A 24,697-nucleotide genomic window follows, 5' to 3' on the forward strand; every position below is an offset into this window, starting at 1 on the left:
GGATGTCATCTAAGGACTCCGCAATAAGTTAGAGAACTCATGAAAATCACTGCCGTCGAAACTCTCTACACCCACGAATTTGAAAACGTGCTTTGGGTTCGAATCCACACGGATACCGGGCTCGTGGGGCTTGGCGAGACCTTCTACGTGGCTTCCGCGGTTTCCGCCCACATCCACGACACGCTCGCATCGCGACTTCTTGGCCGCGATCCGCTGCGCATCGAAGCGATCAATCGAGATCTGGTCGACCTACCGCTCGCTCAGGCGAGCACCGGGGCAGAATACCGAGCGGCTTCCGCGATCGACATCGCGCTTTACGATCTTTGGGGTAAGGCCACGAACCAGCCGGTACATCAATTACTCGGCGGCCTGTGCTGGGACAAGTTGCGGATCTACAATACTTGTGCGGGCTACCAGTATGTTCGCAATCGCGACATTCGCCCGGTCAACACCTGGAATATCGGAACCGAAGGCCCTTACGAGGATCTGAAGGGATTCATGACCGACGCCGGAGCACTGGCAGAAAATCTGCTCGAGATGGGTATCTCGGCGATGAAGATTTGGCCTTTCGACCCTATTGCTCGTCAATCGAACGGTCTAGATATATCAGCGGCGCAGCTTAACGAAGCCTTGAAGCCTTTCGAATTGATCCGCAAGCGTGTCGGAAGCCAAATGGATATCATGGTCGAATTCCATTCGCTGTGGAACCTGACGACCGCGAAGCGCATCGCCGGGGCGCTCGAGCCCTATGAGCCCGCCTGGTTTGAAGATCCAATCCGAATGAACTCGAGTCAGGCACTTGCGGATTATGCGCGCTGCACGCGGGTGCCAGTGTGCGCGAGCGAGACACTTGGATCGCGCTTCTCCTACAAGGAGATGCTCGATCGTGACGCCATAGATATTGTGATGGTGGACCTCTGTTGGACCGGAGGGCTGACGGAGGGGCGCAAGATAGCTGTGCTCGCCGACACTTATCACAAGCCTTTCGCACCCCACGACTGTACCGGACCGGTAGGCTTCGCGGCGGCCGTCCATACCGCCTTCTCCCAACCGAACACCATGATTCAAGAGTCGGTGCGGGCCTTCTACACAGGTTGGTACAAGGAACTCGTCACGGAAGTTCCGACAATCAGAGATGGCTACGTATGGCCGATGGAAGGGCCTGGCCTCGGCACGGACTTGCGGCCGGCCGTTTTTGAGCGATCCGATTTGGTGGTTCGACGCACCGAAGCGTGAGATTGCCGCGGCCTATCGACCTCACCGCAGCACGGCACTTCCTACTAACGCGCCGGGTGGCGTTGCTATGAAGGGTGATCGCCGCTCACGAGGATCTTCGCCAAGTAAGCGAAGATCCTCACTGTTACGTGCTGCGGCGCCGATTGGCCTGATCAGGCGATGCTCCAGCCGCCGTCAATGGTGAGGCAGGTACCGGTCACGAAACTGGCGCCGTCAGAAGTGAGGTAAGCGGCCGCCTCTCCAATTTCATTCGGCGTACCCAGCCGGCCTATCGGTGCGCGCGCCATCAACGCCTTGCGTGCTGGCTGCTCGTCAACGTCCCGAGTCATCTCCGTCCCGACGAAGCCGACGAGGATCGCATTGGAACGAATCGAATGTGGCGCCCACTCGACGGCCAAGGTGCGCATGAGACCGAGAAGCCCGCTCTTGGCAGCTGCATAGGCAACAACGTTGGGCAGGCCGAGGCGCTCGCTAGTCAGTGATCCAATGAAGAGTAAGCTGCCGCCGCGTCCGGAGGCAATCATCCGCTTGCCCGCGGCCTGGGTCAGCAGAAAGGCCGCCCTCAGATGCAGCCCGAGAATCTGATCCCATTGCTCGACTGGAAACTCGACGGCCGGGCACCTGAACTGATTGCCAGCCGCATGGACAAGCGTGTCGGCAGCGCCAAATTGCGTTTCGACACGATCGACGAGCGCCTCGGCGTCGTCGCCGTTGCCAATGTCCCATGTCAGCGGATCGGCATCGAACCCCTGTCCTCGGATCGTCTCCAAGGTGCGCAGCAGCGCATCTTCCCGACGGCCGACGAGCACCGGACGAATCCCCTTCTGTGCCAGCGCTGTCGCGATGCCTGCGCCAATTCCCGAGCCTGCCCCGGTCACGATCGCTCGCCGGATCATGAATTGCTCTCCACGTGTCTCCGTGTTGGTCGCGCACCGATGGAACGCAGTTGTTGGATTCCTGTCGTCGGCAAGTCGGTGCTGCCGAGGGCGCGGTCATTCATGTCTCGATCCTCTGATTGCCGCAGTGAGATATTCGCTGAAAGTGCACAGCTTTGCAGCGCACCGCGAAACAGACCGAGTCAATCCGAACCACCCCGTCATTGCAAGCCGCCGGGGTGCATATCATCATTGCCCCCGGACTAACCGCCCCACGAACAGCTCATCCGTGAAATGTCACCTTTGACATTCTGCGTCGCCACCATTCTCGCCTTCGTCGTGGACAATCACACCCAGGCGTCAGACAGCATGAAACTTAGCAACGCAAGTCTCACCAGATGGAAGGACGCCCAACTTGAAGGTGCGTTCCTAAGCGGCCCTGAAGACTCGGAACCCATCGACTTCTTTGATCATCGCAAATCGGCTCCAACGATCGAAGTCGTGCAGAATGACAAGCCGATCCAGATCGCCTCCGATCTCCTTGTTAATCCGATCAACCGATTTCAACTGATCCAAGGCACTCCCGATTCCTGAGCCAAGGGGGATGTAGACCCCGTCGTTATTCGTGCCGGTGAGGTTTTGTGCACCGTAGATGCAGTCGCCTGCCACCACCACCCGCCCCTTCGCCGTCTCAAGAATAACAAACTGCTGCCCAAAGGTGTGCCCCGGTCCCGATCGCACATGAATACCGGGAACCACGTCGTCCTCATCGCCCTCCACCAGCATCAAACGATGCTCCTTGGCTGCATCGAGGGCGCTGTAGATGTCGTCGGGATCCAACACCGCCGTTAGAAAACCGAACTGGCGCGGCATCGCCATGAGTTCGATCCAACTGAGCAGTTCACGCTTCTGCAGATGGAGCTTTGCATTCGGAAACTTCTCAACAGACCCCATATGATCGAAATGCGCATGAGACAGGACAATGTCTGTAATGTCGTCTGCCAGGACACCCATCTCTTCCACCATTCTGACTGGAGATATCCAGCTCGGAATGCCAAATTTCTCGGCGACAGCGATACCATTGCCCTCTTTCATGAATCCGCAATCTACCAAGACATTCCGATTACCACTTCGGGCGAGAACGAAGGCGAAGGGTAGATCGATTGCGCCCTTGTCATAGGCGCCTTGAATCAAGGTAGCGACGGGCTGATCCTTGCTCCGCGCATATTCGACAACGTAGACTTCCCACATCTGCCCCGGTGCACCAACGCTACTTCCCATGAATCATCTCCAAAATCGGCAATTCTCGAATTGCACACAACTACTTCTTGACGTGGCGAGATTCCGCTCGCGCGCAGATAACCGCAATGATGAGGACACCACCATTAAATATTGGCTGAACCCAGAAAGGCGCACCAAGAAGGTTCAAGCCGTTGAAGCCTACCGCCATCAGAATGATGGCAATCACTGCGCCAGGAATATTGTAATAGCCCGGCCTGTAGGTCGTCACGCCCAAAAACGCGGCGGCATAGGCCGGCAGCAACAGATCTGGGCCAAAGCCGGCATTGGCGGCGCCATTCTGGCCGAGCGCAAAAACCGCGCCGATCCCAACCAGAAATCCTGCAATCGCGAAGGCAACGATCTTCAGTAGTCCTGTCCGGATACCCGCCAAAAATGCCACACGCTCCGACCCGCCGATCGCGTAAAGCTTGCGCCCGAAGGGCGTTTGCTCAAGCACATAAAGTAGGACAACAGCCATGAGCGCCGTCAGCCAGACCGTTATGCCAAGCCCGAGAAAATGCCCTTGTCCGATAGCCAGAATCGTCGGCGGAATACCGTCGAACAGCACTTGGCCGCCGCTCAGCCCCAACGTGATCCCGGTTAGGAGAATTCCGGTCCCGAGCGTCGCGATGAAGGAACTGATCTGGAAGCCCACTGTCAGCACGCCGTTTATGATACCAACCGCGACACCACCAAGAAGCATGGCGGGGATGACGACACCTGCCCCATAGCCCTGACCGCCGAGGAACGCACCCAGCATCGTCAGGAATCCGAGCATATTGCCGATCGATAGATCGAACTCCCCGACGACAAGCGGCATGATGGCACCGAAGGCAGTGCAGCACACGACAGCCTGCACAACTAAAAGATTCTGCCAATTCCTGATGGACAGAAAGCGGCTGCTGATCAATGAGAAAACAAGAATCAGCAGAAATAGCAGGACGACGGTTGCGTAGCGGCTGAACAGATGCACGATCGCTCGTCGAAACCGAGAGGGCAATTGCACTCGCGCATCGAGCGCGGAAGCGGTCGAAACGTCTTGTCGGGTCATAATCCAATTCCCAGATGAATGCCTATGCGTACGACCATCGGCTAATCACGCCCTGATCAAGCTCATCACCAGTCAATTCTTTTGCCACGATCCCATTTCTCAAAATCAAGACCCGCGAGCACATGGCCGCCAGTTGCTCCGGTTCTGTCGAGAAGAAAAGAATCGACACTCCCTCCGCCGCCGCATCGCGTAGGATGTCGAACATCTTCGCCCGCGCATTCGGATCCACGCCGGAGGTCGGGTCCTCCAGGACCAGCACCGTCGGACGCAGCAAAAGCCATTTTGCGAGCAAGACCTTTTGCTGATTTCCGCCGCTGAGCTGGCCAAAGAGTGCCTTCGACCGCGACGGCCGGACGTCCAGCTCCTTGATAAGCTGGCCCATCACCCGCTCCTCGCGCTTGTTCGAATGCCAGTAGCGGCTGAGAGCCGGCAGCAGGGCGTTTTCGGTAAGAGACAGCGACGCAATCCCTCCGGAGCGGAGGCGATCGACGGGGAGCAACGTGACACCCGCCGCTATCAACTCCCGCGGAGTCGCGGAGAGCGGCACCGCCCTCCCCCGGACCTTCAGCACGCCGGACTGGCGGGTGGACATGCCGCCAAGAATCTTTGGCAGTTCGCTGACACCACTTTCGATCAAGCCCGCGACGCCGACGATCTCACCGCGTCGCATATCGAAGGAGACGTCTCTCATAAACTCGCCCGCCAAGTTGCGTGCCTGCAACACGATCTCCGTCTCAGCAGTGCCGCAGGAACCTTGGACTGCGGGTGCCCGCTGCGCATGAGCGGAATCAGCCGCCGCCCAAAGGCGCGACACGCCACCGCCTCCCCCGGTTGCAGCCACCGCCCGCTGCCGCGTCTCGCTTCCCACCATCAAGTCGATCAGTGTCCGGTTGTCCGCCTCGCCGGCGGGTCCCGTATAAACCATGCGCCCATCCCGCAAAACGGTGACGCTGTCTGCTCTGTCCTGCAATTCGGCAAGCCGATGCGTCACCATCAAGACGGCGGTTCCCGCCTGTGCGATGGTCGCCACACGATCCAGAAACACCGCGGCCTGGTTTTCAGGCAGCGAGGCCGTGACTTCATCCAGGATAAGAAGCTCAAGCCCCATCTTCACCTGGTCAAGCGCAATCACCATCGCGACCAGAGCGCGCTCAGCGGGGCTGAGCGTGCCGGCCAGTTGACGCGGATCGACAGCAACATCGAAAGAGTGAAGCATCGATGCGGTTTCGTCGTAGAGCCTGGTCCACGAGACCTTGCCACGGCGCGTTGGATAGCCCCTGAACAGCGCGACACCTTCGGCAACCGTCATGGTATCGATCAGTGGTGCCTCCTGATGAACCACAGCAATGCCCAACCGGGCGGCCTGATGAGGAGAGGCGATGCTGGCGACCGGGCGTCCTCCGATATGGAGCTCACCGGCCTCGGGCTGATAGACCCCCGTCAGAATCTTTGCCAACGTCGATTTGCCGCTTCCGTTCGCGCCAAGTAGAGCGTGTATCTCTCCATTCTTCAGAGTGATGTCGACGCTGTTCAATGCCTGGATGCCGGCGAACTCTTTGGAGATGCCTGTCGCCTTGACCGCCATCCTCTGCGCCTATTTCCAGAGTGCCAGGAATTTCGCCTGGTAGCCCGTGTTCGCCTGCCAATCGGCGCCCGGCGGAGGAAGATTCGTCTTGTCCAGAACGACGAACGGAAGATTTTCGTTATGTGGCTCGAACAGCGGCTGCTTATTCAACAGACGGATTGTCTGGTCTACAATGGCCCAACCCATATACTCATTATCATAGGCCGCGTCCGCAACTTGGAGCCGGCCGGATCGTATGAAGGCGAGATTCTGCTGATTCCCAAGGCCGCCAATAACCTTCACCTGACCCATCATTCCGGCCTGCATCAATGCCGTCACCTGAGCCGCGACAGGCGGATCGAATGCGCCGAACACATAGTTTACGTCTGGATGATTCCGCAGATAGCCGACTGTCATCTGCCCCAACTCGGTCGCGATCTGCGTCGCCGTGAAGTAGATTGGCTTGGACACGACACATTTCGGGCATTCCGCGAGTCCTTGTAGGACCCCGATCTGCTGCGCGCGAATGGACGGAAATTCCTTGTCGGAGAAGAGGGCGATATTCGCCGTGCCATGCGAGTCCGCGATCATCCACTGCGCGATGTGCCTGCCCAGAGTGCCGTAGTCCGGACCCACATCGAAGGCAAAGCCAAGTCCGTTCGGCGCGGTAAGGGCGACAGGGTTGGGTGTATCGATGCCGTTAGACCCGGCCACCACCGGAATCCCAGCCTTCTTTGCCTCAGCCAAAGCAAGCTGAATGAGGTTCGGATCAATCGCGATCGTCACGATCACATTGGCGCCGGACGAGATCGCATCGAGGATCGCCGCATTCTGCTTGTTGGGCGTCCCGCCGCCATCATAAATTTTGACGGTCCAGCCAAGTTTGTCGCCCGCATGCAAGACACCGAGGGCCGGGGAGACGCATCCGTGCAATACGGAGAGGCAGGTGATCACACCCACCTTGAGGTGCTTCGGCGCAATTGCCGCGGTCGTCGGGCCGGCATATTTGGCGGGTGTCATCGTGCGCGCTGTCTGCAACATCGATGCATAATCATCCGCATGCGCGGAAGGCAGGGACATTGCGCCGACGGACAGCACACCGAGAGACGCAATCAGTCCCTTAGCTACCCCATTCAGTCCCCGCTTCGGTTGGCGCTTGGCCGCCCGAGCACGATTTTGCCGGTTTAGCATTTCCTCTTTTCTCCGTTCTCTTTAAATAGCCGGAACTTTGGGCGAAGACGCCGATGGACATCGCGATGAGGCGACGTAGTTTTTGCCGAGTTACCTCATAGTATAATCGACATCTGTCACGGTTTCCATACGACAACTCCTACGGCATAAGTTGTCCGCCGTTGACCTCGATGATCTGGCCGGTAATGTAACCGCTGAGCGTATCCGATGCGAGGAACAGGTAGGCACCGACGCATTCCTCGGCGGTGCCGGCCCGACCCATCGGAATGCCGGCGACCATCGCGTTCATCTGCTGCTCCGTGCTGTAGCGTTCGTGAAAGGGCGTGAGAATGACGCCGGGCGAGACGGCGTTGACCCTAATGCCGTCCCCGATCACTTCCTTCGCGAAGCCGCGCGTGAAGGTGCTGACGAAACCTTTCGCCGATGCATAAAGCACGGCGCCCCCGCCACCACCATTGCGGGCGGCGATAGACGTGGTGTTGACGATGACACCGCCATTCTTTCGTAACCATGGATGGGCGGCGCGGCTGGCCCACACGACGGAATGCGCATTCAGATCCAGCACGGCGCGATCATGCTCCTCCTCCGATGCGACGGAGGGCACGCGTCCGAGCATGCTGCCGGCATTGTTGATGAGGCCATCGATACGGCCAAACCGCTGCCCAACCTGCTCCACCACGTCAGCCACATCCCTCTGGCGCGACATATCTCCGTGGACAAGGAAGACTTGGCCACCATTCTTTCGAATGTCGTCGGAGACTTTTGCTGCGTCATCTTTGCTTGAATTGTAGTGCACGGCAACGATTGCTCCCTGGGCGGCGAAAGCTCGGGCCACCGCCGCGCCGATGCCGGTTGAAGCACCGGTTACCAGAAAGACTTTGTCGGAGAAGCCAGGTATCGCGAGCGCGCTCATAGCATGTCCTTCAGTTTTCCAAGATGGGTCCGCCTGCTCTGACAGCCCCGGATCGAAAAGTTCTTGACGGATGTCTGATGTATCAGATTAAATAATTGAAATCCAGATGGGATCGGCCGGGCGAATTCAGATAGGGCCAATTCGGTAGAGAGCCAATTCGGTGGACCGGAATGAAAGGGAGGGGCTGGTTGTTCAACACCGAGTCCTTGAGTGACCAGGCGGAGCGGGCGCTAAAGGAAGAGATCCTGTCCGGGCGGCTGGCGCCGGAGCAGCGGGTGGATCTCAGCGCTTATGCGGCACTTTGGCGGTTGAGCCCAACGCCGCTTCGCGATGCCGTCAAACAGCTTGAGGCTCAGGGGTTTGTCGAGGTTTCACCACGACGCGGTGCCTTTGTCGTCAAGGTGGATTCGCAAACGGTCAAGGAGATCTTTGAGTTACGCGTGGCTCTCGAGTGCCTCGCGGTTCAGCTTTCTATCGACCATATTCCCCCTATGGAAGCGCAGGCCGCGCTTGAGAGTTACCGTGCGATTGCAACTCTGACGGCCAAGAAGAAACGTAGGGAGCGTCTGTCGTCCATTGACAATCTTGTTCATAATTTAGTTGTCAAGCATTGTGGGAATGCGCGTCTTAGAAAGACGATGGAGGGGCTGAACGATCTCATCCGCTGGAGCCGTTGGATCTGTTACTCGACCGAGCCCATTCCGTATGAAGCCGCACTGCCCGAGCATTTGGAAATCTGCGAGGCGCTGTGCGCCCGTGACACGACGGCAGCTGTGGAAGCGATGCGGCGGCATCTTCTGAATACATTTCATCGGATCGATGCCCAGCTGAGGCTGAAGCAGAACCCGAAGAAGGGCTGACTCGAGGAAGTAAACAACACGACCGACATAAGTCGGCATGATGGGAGAGACAGCGAAATGTTGGCGACTCTACGCGCAATCGCGATGATGAGTGCTATCACCATTGTCTTATTGATGGGCCACGGATCTTCTTTTGCGGCGAGTAAAGGCCTCGTGGCATTTTCGCAGGCCGAGATGACAAATGAGTGGCGTGTCATGGACACCAAGGAGATGGAGAGGGCTTGGAAGCACGCCGGCTACGATTTTGTGTGGACCAACGCAAATTCCGATCCGTCGAAGCAGCTGTCGGATGTCCAGGACCTACTGACCCGCAAACCGGTTTTGCTCATTGTGGCGCCCATCGAATATGAGCCTCTCGCCCCGGTGCCGGGCCTGGCGGAAAAGGCCCATGTGCCTCTGCTCGTTGTTGATCGCGCGTTGCCGGGCCAGCCTGGCAAAAATGGGTGGATTTCGCTTGTGACGACCGATTTCGTCGATTCCGGCAAGCGCGTTGCCGAGGACGTCGTGGCTCAACTAACCAAGAAGAATGGCGCGCCGAAGGGCATCCTTCTGCATGTCACCGGCAATACGGGTGCCTCCCCGGTCATCGACGAGGAAAAGGGGCTTGAGGAAGTTTTCAAGACCACGCCCGATATCAAAATAGCGGCGTCCTGCGACAGCAAAAACTCCCGCGAGGGCGGTCGGTCTTGCATGGAGGACCTGCTCCAGGCGTTTCCGCCCGGCAAAGTGGACGGCGTGATTTTCGACAATGACGCCGCCGCCATTGGTGGCATCGCCGCCCTCAATGCGGCAGGCCGCACGGATCTCAAGAGTATGGTGTGGGGCAAGGATGGCACAGTCGATGGCCTGACGGCGATTTTGAACGGCGAAATGAGCTTTACGGTGCAGACGCCACCGTTCTTCGGCGCGGCTTCGGTGTTGATTTTTGAGAATTGGAAGGCTGGCAAATCCGTGCAGCCTGTCGTCTACGTCAACAAGGAATCTTTTGACGCTCATACGCCGGCTGATAAAGCTCGTGTTGAGCAGAGAATTCAGGAACTGAAGAAGATGGGCGTCGGCTGCTGCTGAAAGGTCTCGCCCGAGCAATGACCACTCCTGTCTCTCCGGGAGACTGACATGACGCGCACCGCACCAGTGTTACTGACCATGGCCGGGATCAAGAAGGACTACCCCGGCGTGTGTGCGCTCAAGGGCGTGGATTTCGACCTGCACAGGGGCGAGATCCACTGCCTCATCGGCGAGAACGGCGCCGGCAAATCGACACTCATTCGTGTCCTCTCCGGCGCCGAGAGACCGAACGCCGGCACAATCACTTTCGACGGCGTGACCTATGCGGCCATCGACCCCGCTCTCGGTCATCGGCTGGGGATCGGCGTCATCTATCAGGAATCCGACCTCGTCCTGCCGATGACGGTCGCGGAGAATATTTTCCTGGGGCACGAGCCCGCCTGGGGCGGCATTGCACTGAAGACCGATCAGATGCGCAAGACCGTTGCGGATCTTATGACAACCTTTAATCTGCGCTTTCCGCTGGATGCGCCGGTGCGGGATCTGGGACCAGCCCAACGGCAGCTGGTTCAAATCGTCAAAGCCTTGTCTCGACAGATCAAATTGCTGGTTCTGGATGAACCGACCGCTGCGCTCACCACCGGTGAAATTGACTATCTCTTCGGTCTTTTGCGGGAGTTTCGGGCGCGCGGCATCGGAATGATCTATGTGTCGCATCGCCTGAACGAGATCACGGCTATCGCCGACAGGGTGACGGTGATGCGGGACGGGCTGCGCATCGAGACGATGCCGGCAGCAGCGGCGACGGAGGATAATTTGATCCGGGCTATGGTTGGGCGCAGCCTGGCCGCCCACAAGCGTCGCGTGCCTGGTCCCGTTGGAGACGACGTATTGTCGGTTCGCAAACTCGGGGTCCACGGGCAGTTTCAGGACATCAATCTCGACTTGCGGAAAGGCGAGGTACTCGGGATCGCGGGGCTGGTGGGTGCTGGCCGAAGCGAATTGCTCGAATGTCTGTTCGGCATCACCAGGCCCGACGAAGGGCAAATAACGGTTATGGGTAAGGCCGTTCACTTCGCATCTCCCCTCGACGCAATTCGCCATGGATTTGGATTGGTGCCGGAGGAGCGGCGCGAAAGCGGACTCGTTCTCGGCCGGCCGGTCGAGGAAAATATCGCCTTCCCAATCCTCAATCGTTTGACCACGGCTTCTCTCATACATCGGCGCCGGCTGTCCGCGGTCGCAGCTGGCCTCGTTGAAAGCCTTCATATCAAAACCCCGTCTCTCAAACAGGTGGTGCGAACCTTGAGCGGTGGGAATCAACAAAAGATCGTCATCGCCAAATGGTTAGCGGCGAACGTCAAAATATTACTTCTGGATGAGCCGACGCGCGGAATCGATGTTAATGCAAAGTTTGAAGTCTATAGCCTCATAGAAACTCTCGTTGATCAGGGGGTATCCATCATCATGGTCTCCTCCGAAATGCCGGAATTGCTTGCTTTGAGCAATCGTATCCTGGTGCTTAGCGAGGGGAAGCTCATCAAGGAACTCGATGCGGCTACGACGGACCAGGCCGAGATCATGCGATATGCGGTGCCGAGATCCGGCCCCGGGAGGGTAGCCGCATGACCTTGTGGTCGCTACCCGGGTCCCATTCGAAACAAGAGATCCTGATTGTCAGCGATCACAAGCCGCGTCATTTCGCGGCCGATCTTGGCCGCTTCGCGTCGCGGGCCGACGTGTTCCTGATCCTTCTGGCCTTTGTGATCGTGGCGTCGCTGGCTAGTCCGGATTTTCTGACCGCAGGTAATATCCGCAATCTGCTCAGCCAGGCAGCGCTGCTTGGCGTTCTGGCGATTGCGCAGTTTCTCGTTGTCATCTCTGGTGGGTTTGATTTGTCCGTCGCCGCTGTCATGGCTTTGGCATCGGTGCTGCTGGCGCGCTATTCTGGCGCCGGCCTGCCCGCCGCCGCGCTTTTGGGTTTAGGTGCCGGTTTGGTCTGCGGGCTTGTCAACGGTATGACGGTCACCAAAGGGCGTGTGCAACCCTTGATCGCAACACTTGCGATGATGGGTATCGCACGGGGCTTGGCCTTCACCGTCAGTCAGCAGAGCATCCTGGTCAAATTGCCTGAACTCGACCAGATAAGGTCCTGGGACGGGTTTCTGACAGTCCCCACCATTATCTGGCTGGTTCTCGTGGTAGCCGCCACCTGGTGGTGCCGTGGGACCCGACAGGCTCGGCATGCATACGCCGTGGGCGGCAACGAGATCACCGCCAGGCTCGCGGGCGTCGCGGCCGATCGCATCAAAATCGGTATTTACACAGCCGCCGGCACGCTGTCGGGGGTCGCCGGCCTGCTCCTCGTCATTCGCTCGGGAAGTGGAGTACCGAGTGTGGGCGTGGGATGGGAGCTTGATTCGATCGCTGCAATCGTCATCGGCGGTGCCAGGCTTTTTGGCGGAGAGGGCAACCTGCTGAAGGCAATGGCAGGCGTGCTGATCTATCAATTGATAGCCAACATCATGAACCTGGTCGGCGTCGATCCCTTTTATCAAGGTATTGTCCGCGCGCTTGTCATCATCCTCGCGGTAGGGTTGAGTGTCCTACGGAAGACACGCGCCGAACACCGGCAGATTCAGGGGCGCCTGTAATGTCGATGGCACTATTCAGGACCGACAGCTCGAATTCCCTGGGTCGATATTTGCGACAGAACAGCATCGTGTTTGTGTTCTTCTGTTTCGTCATCTTCGCAATTGCTGTTTCCTCTGGCCGGTTCATCCATCCATCCAATCTGATCAACATTCTGTTTCAAACCTCCGTCGTCGGGGTCCTCGCTTTGGGCGAGACGCTGGTCATGCTGACGGGCGGCATCGATCTGTCGATCGTGGCGACGACAGTCGTAACGGCAATCATTATCGGTGGCGCCGGGTCGGAGCAGCAGCAGCAGATGAGCATGTCCAATGCTCTGCCCTATTTAGGATTTTGGCTCTCTATTCTCGTGGGGATCGGTGGCTCGTTTCTCATTGGCCTGATCAACGGCATCATAATCGTCAGATTTCGAATTCCCGCCTTTATCGCGACACTCGCGATGTCTCTTATGCTCGCGGGGGTCGCTCTGCTGCTCACCGGCGGTGCGCCCATCTACTATCCGGATCCGTTTTTTGCGCAGTTTGGGCAGGCCAAGCTATTGCACATCCCCTATCCGGTCTGGACTTTCGTGGCTCTCGCCTTGATTTTGGCCTTCCTTCTGTCCCGCAGCAAAATCGGCCTGATGGTCTATGCGTCAGGTGGCAATAATCGGGCGGCACGCCTCTCGGGCATTCCGGTCGGGTCTGTCACGATTCTTATGTACACCCTCTGCGGGCTCATGGCCGGGATTGGCGGCTTCCTGTTCCTCGCGCGCACCGGATCTGTGGCGCCGGATTCAGGGGGCAGTTTTCTGTTGACGACAATCGCATCCGTGGTGGTCGGCGGTGTCAGCCTCGCCGGGGGAATAGGCTCCATCAAGAACGCTGTCTTTGGCGTTCTGCTCCTCGCATCGCTCAGCAATCTCCTGAATATTCTTCTGATTTCGCCGCATATTCAGGATGCCGTGAGTGGTGTAATCATTCTCGTAGCGCTCATGGTCAATGCCCGCGTCAACCCAGCGTGATGCTAATATCAACTTCCACGGCCGCTGACTGATAGAGGGTCTTGCCGACACGAGACGCGGCCTTGTCCTCACGCCGCTGAGCGCTGTAAGCGGCCTCCAGGATACAACGTCAAGCCTCGCCTAATCGGCCGCCGCTCGCCAATCAATGGCTGGCGCGAGGTCCGACAGAGTCGATCGCTGAGGTGCGGGACACCTCAACGATCTATCTGCTCGTTGTCAGCCCTTGTCGTATATCGCCTTCGCATTGGTCGGATCGATCCGCATGGTGGGCACCGTCACCATCCGCGGGACAGAGGTCGCGCAGTCGATCAGGATCTTCTTGGCGAGGTCGAGCGCCTCGGCCGCTCCCGTGGGATAGACGAAAGTCGCGGCCCACTCCCCATCTGCGACGGCGCGGATACCGCCCGAGGGGCCCGGCAAACCATCCGTGCCAATGATCTTGACCTGGCCGAGTTTCCCAGCCTGCTTCACGGCGATATAGGCACCGGCTGCCGCTAGATCGTTGCTCGTATAGACCAGCTTGATATCAGGATGCGCCTGCAGCATCGCCGAGAACACCGTGACCGCCTTGTCCTCCATCCAATCCACCGGCTGCACGGCAACGATTTTGATCTTCGGATTGACGGCGACCCCCTCCTTGAAGCCCTCCAAACGTTCAATGGCAGGTGAGGAACTCGGCAGGCCTTCCAAGATGGCGACATCGCCGCCGTCGGGCAGCAGCGTCGCGGCATACTCGCCCGCCTCCTTAGCAATGGCGCGGTTGTCGCCGCTCACAAAGCTTGTGTAGTCGCTACCCTCGGTCTTCCGGTCCAGCTCGATCACCGGAATGCCGGATTTGTAGACGCGGCTGACGATCGGCGTGAGCGGCGCAGCTTCGTAGGGCGAGATGAACAGGATATCGACCTGCTGCGTGAGGAAGTTCTCGACCTGCGAGACCTGGGTATTGTCATTCGCCTGGCCATCCGCGATCACCAGCTTGAACTGCGGATAGTTCTTCACCAGCGTTTGCATAACGTGATCGACCTGAGCCCGATACGGCTCCTTGAAATTCGCTTGGCTGAAGCCGATGACGTATTGATTGTTCGGCCCACAGGTTTTGACCAGCGGCGATGCGGCCCAAGCGTTCGGGGTTAATGACAGCGTCACGAGCGCGAGCAGTCCTCCGCCCTTGAGCGCAGCTTTGATGCGTTTCATTCGGCTCTCTCCCTTGTTGCGGTCTTATCGGGTGCTTCCGTCTCCTCGGGCGACGAGTGATTGCAGGCCCGCCGCCAAGACGATGATTGCGCCCGTCGCCAATAGCTGCATCGCGGCGCTGACATCGTTGAGCTGTAGAATATTCGCCAGTGCGCCGAGCATGACGGCGCCGGCGATCGTGCCGATCATGCTGCCCGCCCCGCCGAACAAATCCGTGCCACCGATCACCACGGCGGCGATCGCGTTCAGCTCATATCCCGAGCCGTCGTTCGGGCTTCCGAAGCTGAATTGGCCGGCATGGACAATGCCCGCGATGCCGGCGCAAAACCCGCTGAGGCCATAGACGGAAATCTTGACCCACCGCACCGGAATGCCCGAAAGCCTGGCCGCGCGCTCATTACCGCCTACCGCGAAAACATAGCGGCCATAGCGCGTTTGATCGAGGAGGAAGGTCGCGAGGCCGGCCAGCACGAGGAAGACGAGGGTTGCAACCGGGAAGGTATCGCCGAACAGCCGTTCGCCGAGTACCGCAAAGGCTGGCGGCGCATTGCCCGGTCCCTGGCCATAATTGATGTTGATAAAGGTGTTGTTCGACGCAATCAGCGCCAGCCCGCGTGCCGCCTGCAGCCCGGCCAGGGTGACGATGAAGGCCTGGATGCGCAGTCGTGCCGAGATGAGCCCCTGAACCAGTCCAAAGATCGTGCCGACGACGATGACCAGCGGCAGTGTCGTGCCAAGACCCCAGCCCTGATTGACGAGCAGGGCCGCCGTCAACACGCTGGATAGGCCCAATACAGCGCCGACCGAAAGGTCGATGCCGCCGGCGATGATGACGAAGGTCATGCCTAGCGCCAGAATGCCGGTCTCGGAAATAGACCGCACGATATTGGCGATATTCTCGGGATTGAGGAACAGGATGTGGCCATGCCGGCGTGGCGAGAAGATAATGCCGCCCATCAGCACGAGGATGAGCCCGAGCAGACTCTGGAAACGCACGAGGTAAACGAGTGGGGACTTTCGGGGCCGGCCGGCCGGCGCGGGCGCCGTTATCGATTCCGTCATGCCACCAGCGCCTCGCCAAGGCTGTAGCGCCGCAGCGTTGCTTCGCTAACGCCGGCGGAAAAGGCAGCGACCGTCACGCCGCCATGCATGACGACGATGCGATCGCAAAGGCCAATCAGCTCCGGTAGTTCCGATGAAGCGACGAGAACGCCGAGCCCATTTAAGGCGAGAGCGCGGAGCTGGCGGTAGATTTCGCCCTTCGCACCGACATCGACGCCACGTGTCGGTTCGTCCAGCAGCAGAAGGCGCGGGTTGTCCAGCAACTCTTTGGCAAAGACGACTTTCTGCTGGTTGCCGCCGGAGAGATTGATGACTCGGGCGGCCGGCAGCCTTGGCCGCACGTCAAAACGCTCCAGTGCACCAACAACCTCCGTCTGCTCGCGTCCAGCCGAGACCAGGCCCCAGGGCGTCATCCGTGCGAGCGTTGACATGACGATGTTGCGTGCGACCGTGTGCCCGAGGACAAGGCCGGTGCTGCGGCGGTCATCGGTGACGTAGCCGATGCCGGCGCGCCGTGCCGCCCTGATCGAACCAAGTGCCGCCGGCTTGCCGTCGATCGCGACCCCGCCATGCCAGCGGCCGCGCACCTCGAAGCCATAGAGGGACGAGAGAAGCTCCGTTCTGCCTGCGCCCATCAGCCCCGCGAGACCAACGATTTCGCCCTCGTGCACGGTGAGCGACACGTCCCGCGGCGCCTGCCAACCGGCGCGCTCCACCGCCGGGGTAAAGCGGGCATGATCGAGCGTGAGCAAAGGTTGCCCAATGCTCGATGCTCGTGGCGGAAAGAGGTCCTGGAAGCTTTTGCCGACCAGCATCCGCACGAGGTCGGCCTGTGGCGCATCGGGCGGAGCATCGCCCACCACAAGACCATCCCGCATGACCGTGACGCGATCCGCGATGCGCGGAACCTCCTCCAGCCGATGCGAGATGTAGATAACGCCCACGCCCCGCCGCTTGAGCTCACGAACGGTCTCGAACAGATGCTCCGCCTCTGTCGCCGAGAGGGCCGCCGTCGGTTCATCGAGGATCAGGATACGCGCATCTGAAGCGAGTGCCTTGGCGATGGCGACAAGCTGCCGCTCCCCCATGCGCAGGGACGAGACATGCAGCCTGGGATCGAGCGTGACGCCGGCTTGGCGAAGCAGCGTCTGTGCACCGCGGAGCATCTCCTCATGCGCCATGGTGCCAAACGACGTCACCTTTTCGTGCCCAAGGTAGAGGTTCGCCGCGATGTCGAGCCCTGGGACGAGATCAAGCTCCTGCGGAATCATCACGATCCCGGCCGCGTGCGCCTCGCGTGGGGTCTGAAACCGGACCGGGGTGCCGGCAAGCGTCATCGTGCCCCGATCAGGCAGCGCGGCTCCACTGATGATTGCCATCAGCGTGCTTTTGCCGGCTCCATTTTCACCTAGAAGTACATGGATTTCCCCGGAGGTCAGGGTGAAATCGACACCGCGCAATGCGCGAACGCCGCCGAACCGTTTCTCCACACCCGATAGTGCCAGGAGCGGCAGGACCAAGTTTCGCTTCCCCATGCCAATTCGACCGGCGGCCTTCTGACGGGCCACATCCTTGGGGTGAAGGCTATGGTCATCGAAGCGCTTGCGCAAGTGCTTTTCCTGAGTCCGATTTTGGATGAAGATAGCGGTGCAGTCTGACAGTCAGGGAGGTGCTGCGTGACGACACTGGCGGATGTTGCCCGGGTAGCCGGCGTCGCAGCGTCAACCGTGTCGCACGTGATCAACGGCACCCGCTTCGTCTCGGACGAGACGCGAGAGGCGGTACTCAGGGCCATCTCCGAGACCGGCTATACGCCCAATACGCTCGCGCGCTCGCTGGCACGCTCGGGGGTCAGTACCGGGACGGTCGGCATTGCGCTCTCGGCGGCGTCCAACCCCTATTTCATGAACCTCATCCACGCCGTCGAAGGCGAACTCACCGCACTTGGAAAGATGGTCTTCCTCGCCGATACACGGGAGGTCGCCGCACGCGAACTCGACGTGGTACGCTCGCTGCACCAAAGGCGCGTAGACGGCATCATTCTCGCGCCATCGGGTGGCTCACGGGAGCATGCTCTGCACTATCTGATGCAGAACAAGGTGCCGACCGTGCTTGTCGACCGTTGCGTGGCACCGGAATTCACGCAGATTGGTGTGGAAAATACCCTGGCCATTCATCAGCTTGTTGATCACTTGGCCGGTCTTGGCCACCACCACATCGGAATGATCGGTGGCCAGGCCGGCATCGCCACCACCATCGAGCGCGTGACGGCTTATAAGCGTGCCCTTGCTCTGCACAAACATCCCTTCGATCCCTCATTTCTCCTGACGAGCAGCGAGTCGGTCGCCGAAGCACGGGATGGTCTTTCCAAGATGCTGCGGCTGCGGAAACGCCCGACAGCCATCATCGCCGGCAACAACCAATCGATGATCGGCATCATGCAGGCGCTCCATCATCATAACGTGAAGGTGCCGGAGGAAATGGCGGTCGTGGGGTTCGACGATTTCGAATGGGCGGATTGCTTTCATCCGCGCCTCACCGTCATTGCCCAGCCCTTCGAGCGGATCGCGCGCATTGCCGTGCAGCTTCTGGTCAAGACCATGGACAACCACATGGCAAAACCGCGGACCATTCGACTCAAGCCAACCCTCATCATCCGGGATTCCTGCGGCAGTACGCTTGCTAGGACGCGGACCGCCCGCCTCTCGCACGCGTCCTAGGACGGGTGCGGCAGGCCCGCGGCGAGAAAGAGGGTATTCCCCTTCAGCCCTGCACTCATCACCAAGGCCGCACCGCCCCGGCCTTGAGCCGGATCGAGGTGATCCCTAGCCTCTCCGGCTGCGGTCCAAGACACCAATTGTGGCTCATTGCGGCTTGGGTCGTCGAGGCTCGCCGGCGTGACGACGCTAATCAATTAGTCGAGGCTATTCGATTGGCGGGACGAAAGCCGGGCAGGTCTGCCGAGCCCGCCTTCGCGTCCTCCGTTTAGGACGAGGATGCGGATGCCGACATGAGTTCTGGCAGCTCTCAGAAGGCAGGGTTCGACACGATTGTTGGATGGCCGTCCCTCTCCACAGCCAAGCGCCGCATTCCCCGGGTGACAATGTCGCCATAATCATGACCGGCGGTCGTCTGACAGAACCAGGCGAAAACGAGAGGGTTGGAGCCGGTATTGACCGAGCGATGGGCCCAGCCCGGCGGGATAAAGGCACAAACGCCCGGCCCCATCTCCACCTCACTCGTTTCGCCCTCCCGCGTCTGCAAGAGGAGAAGCCCCGTGCCGCTCTGCGTGTAGTAGGCCTCCCCACAATCATCGCGAACGTGATAGTGACCCCGGGTCATGAAATACTCGTCCCCGATCTTCCCCGGATACATCGTCGTGGTGCCGAAGAAGATGTCGCTGCCGGGTTGTCGGTAACCGGCCACCTCGTAGCCGATCGCGTGCGGGCTCTCTCTCAAAAAGTCATCGAAGGCGGCACCGTCGTGATAAAGACCGCGCAGTTCAGCCACCGGCTTGCTGTAATGCTCATTGGCCTTCGGCACCGCGCCACTGCGGCCATCCATGAAGACACCATCAGGACGAATCATCTGCTTGTTCCTTTGTTCAGAAAGGACGTCCGGCTACTCATTCAAACTGCGCGCAATCTCGGCCTCGGACGCACCAACGATATCATTGACGACGGCCGCAGTCGTCGTCTCCCGTGTGACATGCTCCGCCACGACCTGACCCAGGCGAAGGACAAGAATCCGATCCGTGATCGCCATAACATGGGCCAAGGTGTGCGATATCAGGACGACCGCCACCCCTTGGTCCCGAACATGACGCACGAGGCGGAGCAATTCCTCGACCTCGTGCACACCAAGATGATTGGTGGGCTCGTCGAGAATAAGAAGCTTGCGCGCCCAGGACATCGACCGTGCGATGGTGATCGCTTGACGTTGCCCACCCGACAGATTGCCCACGCTCGTCTCGAGATGAGGCAATCGGATCCCGGTTTTGGCAGTGTCGGCCTGGGCAACCTGCGTCATCGCGCGGTTGTCCAAAAAGCCCATCCTGCCGAGCAATCCTGGCCTGACAATCTCGCGCCCGAGAAAGATATTGGCTGTGATGGACAAGGTCGCCGCCAACCCAACGTCCTGGTACACGGTCTCGATTCCGGCCGCGAGCGCTTGCTGCGGCGAGATCCAACGGCGGGGCTGACCCTCGAAGAGGACATCCCCGGATGTCTGCGGAAACATTCCCGAGATGATCTTGATGATCGTCGACTTTCCGGCACCGTTATCCCCGACGAGGCCGAGGATCTCACCGGCCCGGACGTCGAGGGACACGTCCGCGAGGGCCGTCACCGAACCGAAGGTCCGCGTGACGTTCCGAAGCACGAGGAGCGGCGTATCCTGCACGTCTCCGGTCTCCGATGCTGGAGCAGTCGCCATCTCTGTCAATCCCGAGCCCTGCCTCGTTCCTGCATCATCACCGCGACTGCGATGATCACGCCGATGATCACCGTCTGCCAGTAGGGTTGAATGCCGGCCACGATGAGGCCGTTGACAATGACGCCGATGATCAGCGCGCCGAGCAGGCTGCCGAGGATCGTGCCGGTGCCCCCGAAGAGGCTGGCGCCACCGATGACGACGGCCGCAATCGCGTTCAGTTCGTCATTGGCGCCTTCGAGCGGAGAGCCCGTTCCAAGGCGCATGAAGACGAGCACGCCAGACACCGCAGACAGCAAACCCGCAAGAACATAGATCTTCAGGAGATGTCTTTGCACGGGGATGCCGGCACCCCGCGCCGCCCGGGCGTTTGAGCCGATCGCGAAAGTCCACCGCCCAAATCTGGCGCAATGGAGAAAGAGCCCGACGAGGATGCCTAAGATGGCAGTCACCAGGATGGGCAAGGTCAGAATGCCGAGGAAGACATGATTGCCCCAGGTCGCAATCGATGGCGACATGCCGGAGACGTCTACACCGTTGGTCAACACGAACGTCAAACCAGTCGCGACGCCGAGCATGGCAAGCGTCGCGATGAAGGGTGTGACCTTGGCCTTCGTGACCATCAAGCCATTGGCGAGACCGATGACAAAGCCGACCGCGAGGGCGGCAAGCACACCCAGGAGCAGGCTCGGAAAAGCCCCAAGCCCGGCGCCACCCTGATTGACATTGACGAGCACGAGCGATCCGAGGATGCCCGACAGTCCCAGGGTGGCTCCGACGGAAATGTCGATCCCGCCGGTGATGATGACGAGCGTCTCACCGAACGCGAGCAGGATGGTCTCTGTCGAATCCTGCAGAATGCTGCTGACATTGTCTGCACTGAGAAAGCCGACATTGAGTATCTCGAATGCCCCGACGATGATCACCAAGCCAAGCAGCAACATAAGCTGCTGCTTGACCAGGGGGCGGCGCGCAAGCCACGCGGCGCCTCCCTGCCCGGCTACTGCCGAAGATGATGACATGATCCGCTTCACAACGACCGTTACTGGCCGCGATAGAAATATTGCGATTGCTGAGCCATGGTTTCGCGCTTGATGAGAATGTCCGGAAGAACGTTGAACTTCTTCTCGGGCTGGGTTCCCTTCGTCGCGTCATAGGCCATTTTGACGGCCATTTCTCCCTCCATCGCCGGTTGCTGCGCGATCAGCCCGATGAGTTCCCCCGCCTTCAGCGCGTTGACCTCGTCGGGCTCGGCGTCATACGCGACAACTTTGACCTGCCCGAGTTTGCCCGCGTTCCGCAGCCCCTGGATAACGCCGATCGCGGTTTCGTCGTCGATGCAGAAGATCCCTGCCAGATGCGGATAGCGGAGCAGAAGTTCGCGCACGACTTGCGCAGCATGGCTTGGCTGATCGCTGCTGAACTGGAAACCAAGGTATTTGAGGCCCGGATAGCTCTTGAGCTTGGACTCGAATCCCTGCTTGCGAAGCTGATCCGTGCTCGTGCCGGGCAGGCCGTTCATGAGATAGACCTCGCCCTTTCCGCCCAAGGCTTCGCTCAGAAGATCCGCCGCTAAAGCTCCACCACCGATGTTGTCTCCTGTTACCGCGCCGGTGATCTTGGAGGTATCCGCAACGCTCGTGTCCGCCGTGACCACGGGGATATGCAGGCTGACGGCCCGGTTGACAGAGGGCATAAGCGCGTTGCCATCCGTCGGCACCAGGACGAATCCTGCCGGATGCTGATTGAGAACGGCATTGACAAAAGGCAGTTGCGCCGTCGGGGAATATACGCCCATGGCACCTTGCCATATCAGATGAACGCCAAGCTTCTTGGCTTCCTGCTCTGCCCCGTAGTGCATGGAGATGAAGAATGGATCGGAGGCCAGGCTGGGAACGAAGCCGATGGTCGGAGCTTGGGCGCGTGCCGCCTGACCACCGAGAGCGAAACCCATCACCGCCGCGGCGAGGCAACCATGGAAAAGGCCGGACAATAGGAAATTCTTCTTCATTGTTTTCTTCCTCTTGTTTCGTCTTGCTGTCTGGTCGGCGCAGTGTGCTCCAGATTGTCGCCCGTTCTAAAACTCCTGCCGTGTGGGCGTGATCACGATCTCCTGCAGGATGACATCCTGGGGCATCTGATAGGCGAAGAGCATGGTGCGGGCGACGTTTTCCGGCTTGATACCTCCTCCGATATCGGCGCCCCGCGCGGCCCAGACCTCATGCGCTTCCCTGTTGAGCATCGTCGTCTCGATCTCGCTTTGTGTCAGTCCTGGCGACACGACTATGACCCGCACATCGAAGCTGGCCATGCTTCGCCGGGCCGCTTCGGTCAACGCATGAACATAGGCTTTGGATGCCCCGTAGGCGTCATGATAAGGGTAGGATTTGCGACCAGCGATGGAACTGACATTGAGAATCGTGCCGTGCCGTCGTTGCTTCATACCCGGCATGACGATGTGCATGCAGTTCATGACACCCAGACAGTTGATATCAAGCAAGGCTCGCCATTCCGCCGGGTCCTGATCCTCTATGCGCGCGAGCGGTGCGATGCCCGCGTTGTTAATGAGACAGTCAATGGGACCATGCTCCCGTTCGGCTTCGGTAACTGCTGCGGCGATCTCTGCACGTTCGCGAACGTCGACACCCAAACACAGGGCACGCGGCAGGTTCAGCTCCTCCAGTTTCGCGCGACGGCGGCCGAGCAGCAGCAGGGGATGTCCGGCTTCGGCAAAAAGCTTTGCCGTTGCGGCGCCAATTCCGGTGCCCGCCCCCGTGATCATGACCAGTGGCTTCTTCATGAAAGGGACTCCTGCAGAAGCAGCGGTGATGCGGCGGACGAAGGTGGGTGCGTCAAGGCCAGGCGGCGCAACGTTGCATTGTCCAAATTAGATACGGGGTGACGCTCCCCGGCGCAGACGCCGTTGTGCATGATGATGACCTCGTCACATACCGCCAGCAGTTCGTCCTCTTCGGTCGAGACAACGAGAACCGCGACTCCCGATTGGACGGCCAGGTCTCTGATGAAGGTGTGGATCTGGGCCTTCGTCGCGACATCGATGCCCTTCGTCGGCTCATCCAGGAGAAGAATGGTCGGGTGCTGAAGCACGGCTTTGGCAAGCAGCGCCTTCTGCTGATTTCCGCCGGAAAGGCGGGAAAGCGGTGCGTGGATATCTCCGCGCACCTTCAGAGATTGCAGGATTCCTATGGCGTCCCGGGCTGCATCCTGCTGGCGGATCACGCCTGCCCAGGCATGACGTCTCAGAACCGGAAGCGTGCAATTGCGCACGGCATCGAAATCAGGAATGAATCCGTTTGCCTTGCGCTCCTCGGAAACATAGCTGATTCCAGCACGCATGGCGTCGCACGGCGAGCGAGGCCTGAACGCCGCCTGGCGCAGACGCATGTGGCCATGGTCTACGGGCTCGAGGCCGTACAAAGTGCGCAGCAGCCGGCTTCGCCCTGAGCCGGCGAGGCCGTAGAGTCCAAGAACCTCTCCCGGCGCTAGGTCAAAGCTGACATCCTTCAGACCGCGCCTTGCCCCGATCCCACGCACTGCAAGGCAGACGGCCTTGTCTTCCCCCGGAGATACGAGGGGAGAAGCCGATGCTTTTTGCGCCTGAAGGCGCACCGCCTCCTGCTCGCCAACAATTGATTCGACAACCTCCGCGCGCGACAAACCGGTGATCGGACCGTCCAGGACAACGCGCCCGTCCATCAGCGCCGTCACGTGATCACAGGCAGCGAAGATCTCATCGAGCTTGTGGTCCACGATGACGATGGCGACATCCCGCTCCCGCGCAATCCGGCGCAGTGTGGTGATCAATTGATCGATTTGGCCACGCTCCAGCGCAGTCGTCGGCTCGTCAAGCAGGATGACCTGGGCGTTGCGGGCCAGGGTTCCGATGATCTCGACCATCTGTCGCTGCGCAACAGGGAGATCGGCCAGCTTCTCCTGCCCGGTGAGATTTAGACCATATTCGGCGAGTTGCCGGGAAGCAGCAGCCTGCATCGCTTTTTTGTCGAGAACGCCCGCCCTCGCCACCTCGCGTGCCAGAAAAAGGTTCTGCGTGACAGTCAGATTTTCAATCAGCGACAGTTCCTGGAAGACCGAGGCGACGCCCGCGGCGGTTGCGGCGGCCGGGCCGGAGAAGGTCACCGGCCGCCCGTCCAGCAGTATGGTTCCGCCGTCGGGCGCGGTTACCCCGGCAAGTATTTTGAGCAGGGTCGATTTACCCGCGCCGTTGTGGCCGACCAGACCATGCACTTCGCCGCTGCGCAGCGTGAAGGTCACACCGTGAAGCACCGTCGCCGTGCCGTAGCGCTTCACGATCCCTTGCGCAATCAGACGCTCCGCAGGCATCTCTCGTCTCCCGA

22 protein-coding genes are annotated in these 24,697 nt (G+C 59.7%); 7 read left to right on the plus strand and 15 right to left on the minus strand.

Going from position 1 to position 24,697, the window contains the following annotated elements:
• Positions 1-39: 39 nt before the first annotated feature.
• Positions 40-1,236 carry a mandelate racemase/muconate lactonizing enzyme family protein gene (locus VL752_RS12450; protein WP_325355658.1) on the plus strand — a complete coding sequence of 399 codons (1,197 nt, stop codon included), beginning with the start codon at positions 40-42 and terminating at the stop codon, positions 1,234-1,236.
• A 152-nt stretch (positions 1,237-1,388) separates the two neighbouring features.
• On the opposite strand, the gene VL752_RS12455 is transcribed toward VL752_RS12450, so the two are convergent.
• From VL752_RS12455 to VL752_RS12480, 6 genes are all read right to left on the minus strand, one after another.
• Positions 1,389-2,132, minus strand: coding sequence for an SDR family NAD(P)-dependent oxidoreductase (locus VL752_RS12455; RefSeq protein ID WP_325355660.1), 744 nt, complete (start codon positions 2,130-2,132; stop codon positions 1,389-1,391).
• A gap of 408 nt (positions 2,133-2,540) precedes the next feature.
• The gene (locus tag VL752_RS12460) at positions 2,541-3,392 is read right to left on the minus strand and encodes an N-acyl homoserine lactonase family protein (RefSeq protein WP_325355662.1); all 852 of its coding nucleotides are present in this window, start codon (positions 3,390-3,392) and stop codon (positions 2,541-2,543) included.
• A 40-nt stretch (positions 3,393-3,432) separates the two neighbouring features.
• On the minus strand, positions 3,433-4,443 hold the full coding sequence (locus tag VL752_RS12465; protein ID WP_325355664.1) for an ABC transporter permease: 1,011 nt from the start codon (positions 4,441-4,443) through the stop codon (positions 3,433-3,435).
• A gap of 22 nt (positions 4,444-4,465) precedes the next feature.
• A complete protein-coding gene (locus VL752_RS12470) occupies positions 4,466-6,028 on the minus strand; it encodes a sugar ABC transporter ATP-binding protein (protein WP_325355666.1) in 1,563 nt (520 codons plus the stop codon).
• Between the two features lie 9 nt (positions 6,029-6,037).
• Positions 6,038-7,198, minus strand: a complete 1,161-nt coding sequence (locus VL752_RS12475; protein ID WP_325355668.1) for a sugar ABC transporter substrate-binding protein — start codon at positions 7,196-7,198, stop codon at positions 6,038-6,040.
• Positions 7,199-7,337: 139 nt separating this feature from the next.
• Positions 7,338-8,111: an SDR family NAD(P)-dependent oxidoreductase gene (locus VL752_RS12480; protein WP_325355670.1), complete on the minus strand. Its 774-nt coding sequence runs from the start codon at positions 8,109-8,111 to the stop codon at positions 7,338-7,340.
• Positions 8,112-8,299: 188 nt separating this feature from the next.
• Here VL752_RS12480 and VL752_RS12485 point away from each other — a divergent pair, with 188 nt between their 5' ends.
• The 5 genes from VL752_RS12485 to VL752_RS12505 are packed head-to-tail and all read left to right on the plus strand — an operon-like array spanning position 8,300 to position 13,634.
• The gene (locus tag VL752_RS12485) at positions 8,300-8,971 is read left to right on the plus strand and encodes a GntR family transcriptional regulator (RefSeq protein WP_325355672.1); all 672 of its coding nucleotides are present in this window, start codon (positions 8,300-8,302) and stop codon (positions 8,969-8,971) included.
• 57 nt (positions 8,972-9,028) lie between these two features.
• Complete coding sequence (locus VL752_RS12490) at positions 9,029-10,039, plus strand: substrate-binding domain-containing protein (RefSeq protein ID WP_325355674.1); 1,011 nt, start codon at positions 9,029-9,031, stop codon at positions 10,037-10,039.
• 48 nt (positions 10,040-10,087) lie between these two features.
• Complete coding sequence (locus VL752_RS12495; RefSeq protein WP_325355676.1) at positions 10,088-11,608, plus strand: sugar ABC transporter ATP-binding protein; 1,521 nt, start codon at positions 10,088-10,090, stop codon at positions 11,606-11,608.
• Complete coding sequence (locus VL752_RS12500; RefSeq protein ID WP_325355678.1) at positions 11,605-12,633, plus strand: ABC transporter permease; 1,029 nt, start codon at positions 11,605-11,607, stop codon at positions 12,631-12,633. Before VL752_RS12495 ends, VL752_RS12500 begins: the two co-directional genes overlap by 4 nt.
• A 5-nt stretch (positions 12,634-12,638) precedes the next feature.
• Positions 12,639-13,634: an ABC transporter permease gene (locus tag VL752_RS12505; protein WP_325355751.1), complete on the plus strand. Its 996-nt coding sequence runs from the start codon at positions 12,639-12,641 to the stop codon at positions 13,632-13,634.
• A gap of 216 nt (positions 13,635-13,850) precedes the next feature.
• Here VL752_RS12505 and VL752_RS12510 read toward each other — a convergent pair whose 3' ends face one another.
• Genes VL752_RS12510 through VL752_RS12520 form a run of 3 tightly spaced genes read right to left on the minus strand, consistent with a single transcriptional unit; the run spans position 13,851 to position 17,410 of the window.
• Complete coding sequence (locus tag VL752_RS12510; RefSeq protein ID WP_325355680.1) at positions 13,851-14,828, minus strand: substrate-binding domain-containing protein; 978 nt, start codon at positions 14,826-14,828, stop codon at positions 13,851-13,853.
• 24 nt (positions 14,829-14,852) lie between these two features.
• Entirely contained in the window at positions 14,853-15,890 is a 1,038-nt protein-coding gene (locus VL752_RS12515) for an ABC transporter permease (protein ID WP_325355683.1), read from the minus strand.
• A complete protein-coding gene (locus tag VL752_RS12520; RefSeq protein ID WP_325355685.1) occupies positions 15,887-17,410 on the minus strand; it encodes a sugar ABC transporter ATP-binding protein in 1,524 nt (507 codons plus the stop codon). Before VL752_RS12520 ends, VL752_RS12515 begins: the two co-directional genes overlap by 4 nt.
• Before the next feature lie 156 nt (positions 17,411-17,566).
• Here VL752_RS12520 and VL752_RS12525 point away from each other — a divergent pair, with 156 nt between their 5' ends.
• Positions 17,567-18,610, plus strand: coding sequence for a LacI family DNA-binding transcriptional regulator (locus VL752_RS12525; protein WP_325355687.1), 1,044 nt, complete (start codon positions 17,567-17,569; stop codon positions 18,608-18,610).
• A gap of 307 nt (positions 18,611-18,917) precedes the next feature.
• Here VL752_RS12525 and VL752_RS12530 read toward each other — a convergent pair whose 3' ends face one another.
• The 6 genes from VL752_RS12530 to VL752_RS12555 all read right to left on the minus strand — a co-directional run bounded on the left by VL752_RS12530 (position 18,918) and on the right by VL752_RS12555 (position 24,683).
• The gene (locus tag VL752_RS12530; protein WP_325355689.1) at positions 18,918-19,478 is read right to left on the minus strand and encodes a glucose-6-phosphate isomerase family protein; all 561 of its coding nucleotides are present in this window, start codon (positions 19,476-19,478) and stop codon (positions 18,918-18,920) included.
• 33 nt (positions 19,479-19,511) lie between these two features.
• The gene (locus VL752_RS12535; protein WP_325355691.1) at positions 19,512-20,324 is read right to left on the minus strand and encodes an ATP-binding cassette domain-containing protein; all 813 of its coding nucleotides are present in this window, start codon (positions 20,322-20,324) and stop codon (positions 19,512-19,514) included.
• Positions 20,325-20,329: 5 nt separating this feature from the next.
• Positions 20,330-21,343 carry an ABC transporter permease gene (locus VL752_RS12540; protein WP_325355693.1) on the minus strand — a complete coding sequence of 338 codons (1,014 nt, stop codon included), beginning with the start codon at positions 21,341-21,343 and terminating at the stop codon, positions 20,330-20,332.
• A 20-nt stretch (positions 21,344-21,363) separates the two neighbouring features.
• Positions 21,364-22,332 (minus strand): ABC transporter substrate-binding protein, encoded by a 969-nt coding sequence (locus tag VL752_RS12545; protein ID WP_325355695.1) that lies wholly within the window; start codon positions 22,330-22,332, stop codon positions 21,364-21,366.
• A gap of 66 nt (positions 22,333-22,398) precedes the next feature.
• The gene (locus tag VL752_RS12550) at positions 22,399-23,121 is read right to left on the minus strand and encodes an SDR family oxidoreductase (protein WP_325355697.1); all 723 of its coding nucleotides are present in this window, start codon (positions 23,119-23,121) and stop codon (positions 22,399-22,401) included.
• Entirely contained in the window at positions 23,118-24,683 is a 1,566-nt protein-coding gene (locus tag VL752_RS12555; RefSeq protein WP_325355699.1) for a sugar ABC transporter ATP-binding protein, read from the minus strand. Before VL752_RS12555 ends, VL752_RS12550 begins: the two co-directional genes overlap by 4 nt.
• Positions 24,684-24,697: the final 14 nt, after the last annotated feature.

This window comes from Acidisoma sp., from assembly GCF_035492295.1.
In the GTDB taxonomy this organism is placed as follows: domain Bacteria; phylum Pseudomonadota; class Alphaproteobacteria; order Acetobacterales; family Acetobacteraceae; genus Acidisoma.

Bases quoted from the DNA above. Each gene is read 5' to 3' on its own strand.
- VL752_RS12450 (WP_325355658.1), top strand. From the start codon at position 40: ATGAAAATCACTGCCGTCGAAACTCTCTACACCCACGAATTTGAAAAC.
- VL752_RS12455 (WP_325355660.1), bottom strand. From the start codon at position 2,132: ATGATCCGGCGAGCGATCGTGACCGGGGCAGGCTCGGGAATTGGCGCA.
- VL752_RS12460 (WP_325355662.1), bottom strand. From the start codon at position 3,392: ATGGGAAGTAGCGTTGGTGCACCGGGGCAGATGTGGGAAGTCTACGTT.
- VL752_RS12465 (WP_325355664.1), bottom strand. From the start codon at position 4,443: ATGACCCGACAAGACGTTTCGACCGCTTCCGCGCTCGATGCGCGAGTG.
- VL752_RS12470 (WP_325355666.1), bottom strand. From the start codon at position 6,028: ATGGCGGTCAAGGCGACAGGCATCTCCAAAGAGTTCGCCGGCATCCAG.
- VL752_RS12475 (WP_325355668.1), bottom strand. From the start codon at position 7,198: ATGCTAAACCGGCAAAATCGTGCTCGGGCGGCCAAGCGCCAACCGAAG.
- VL752_RS12480 (WP_325355670.1), bottom strand. From the start codon at position 8,111: ATGAGCGCGCTCGCGATACCTGGCTTCTCCGACAAAGTCTTTCTGGTA.
- VL752_RS12490 (WP_325355674.1), top strand. From the start codon at position 9,029: ATGTTGGCGACTCTACGCGCAATCGCGATGATGAGTGCTATCACCATT.
- VL752_RS12495 (WP_325355676.1), top strand. From the start codon at position 10,088: ATGACGCGCACCGCACCAGTGTTACTGACCATGGCCGGGATCAAGAAG.
- VL752_RS12500 (WP_325355678.1), top strand. From the start codon at position 11,605: ATGACCTTGTGGTCGCTACCCGGGTCCCATTCGAAACAAGAGATCCTG.
- VL752_RS12505 (WP_325355751.1), top strand. From the start codon at position 12,639: ATGGCACTATTCAGGACCGACAGCTCGAATTCCCTGGGTCGATATTTG.
- VL752_RS12510 (WP_325355680.1), bottom strand. From the start codon at position 14,828: ATGAAACGCATCAAAGCTGCGCTCAAGGGCGGAGGACTGCTCGCGCTC.
- VL752_RS12515 (WP_325355683.1), bottom strand. From the start codon at position 15,890: ATGACGGAATCGATAACGGCGCCCGCGCCGGCCGGCCGGCCCCGAAAG.
- VL752_RS12530 (WP_325355689.1), bottom strand. From the start codon at position 19,478: ATGATTCGTCCTGATGGTGTCTTCATGGATGGCCGCAGTGGCGCGGTG.
- VL752_RS12535 (WP_325355691.1), bottom strand. From the start codon at position 20,324: ATGGCGACTGCTCCAGCATCGGAGACCGGAGACGTGCAGGATACGCCG.
- VL752_RS12540 (WP_325355693.1), bottom strand. From the start codon at position 21,343: ATGTCATCATCTTCGGCAGTAGCCGGGCAGGGAGGCGCCGCGTGGCTT.
- VL752_RS12545 (WP_325355695.1), bottom strand. From the start codon at position 22,332: ATGAAGAAGAATTTCCTATTGTCCGGCCTTTTCCATGGTTGCCTCGCC.
- VL752_RS12550 (WP_325355697.1), bottom strand. From the start codon at position 23,121: ATGAAGAAGCCACTGGTCATGATCACGGGGGCGGGCACCGGAATTGGC.
- VL752_RS12555 (WP_325355699.1), bottom strand. From the start codon at position 24,683: ATGCCTGCGGAGCGTCTGATTGCGCAAGGGATCGTGAAGCGCTACGGC.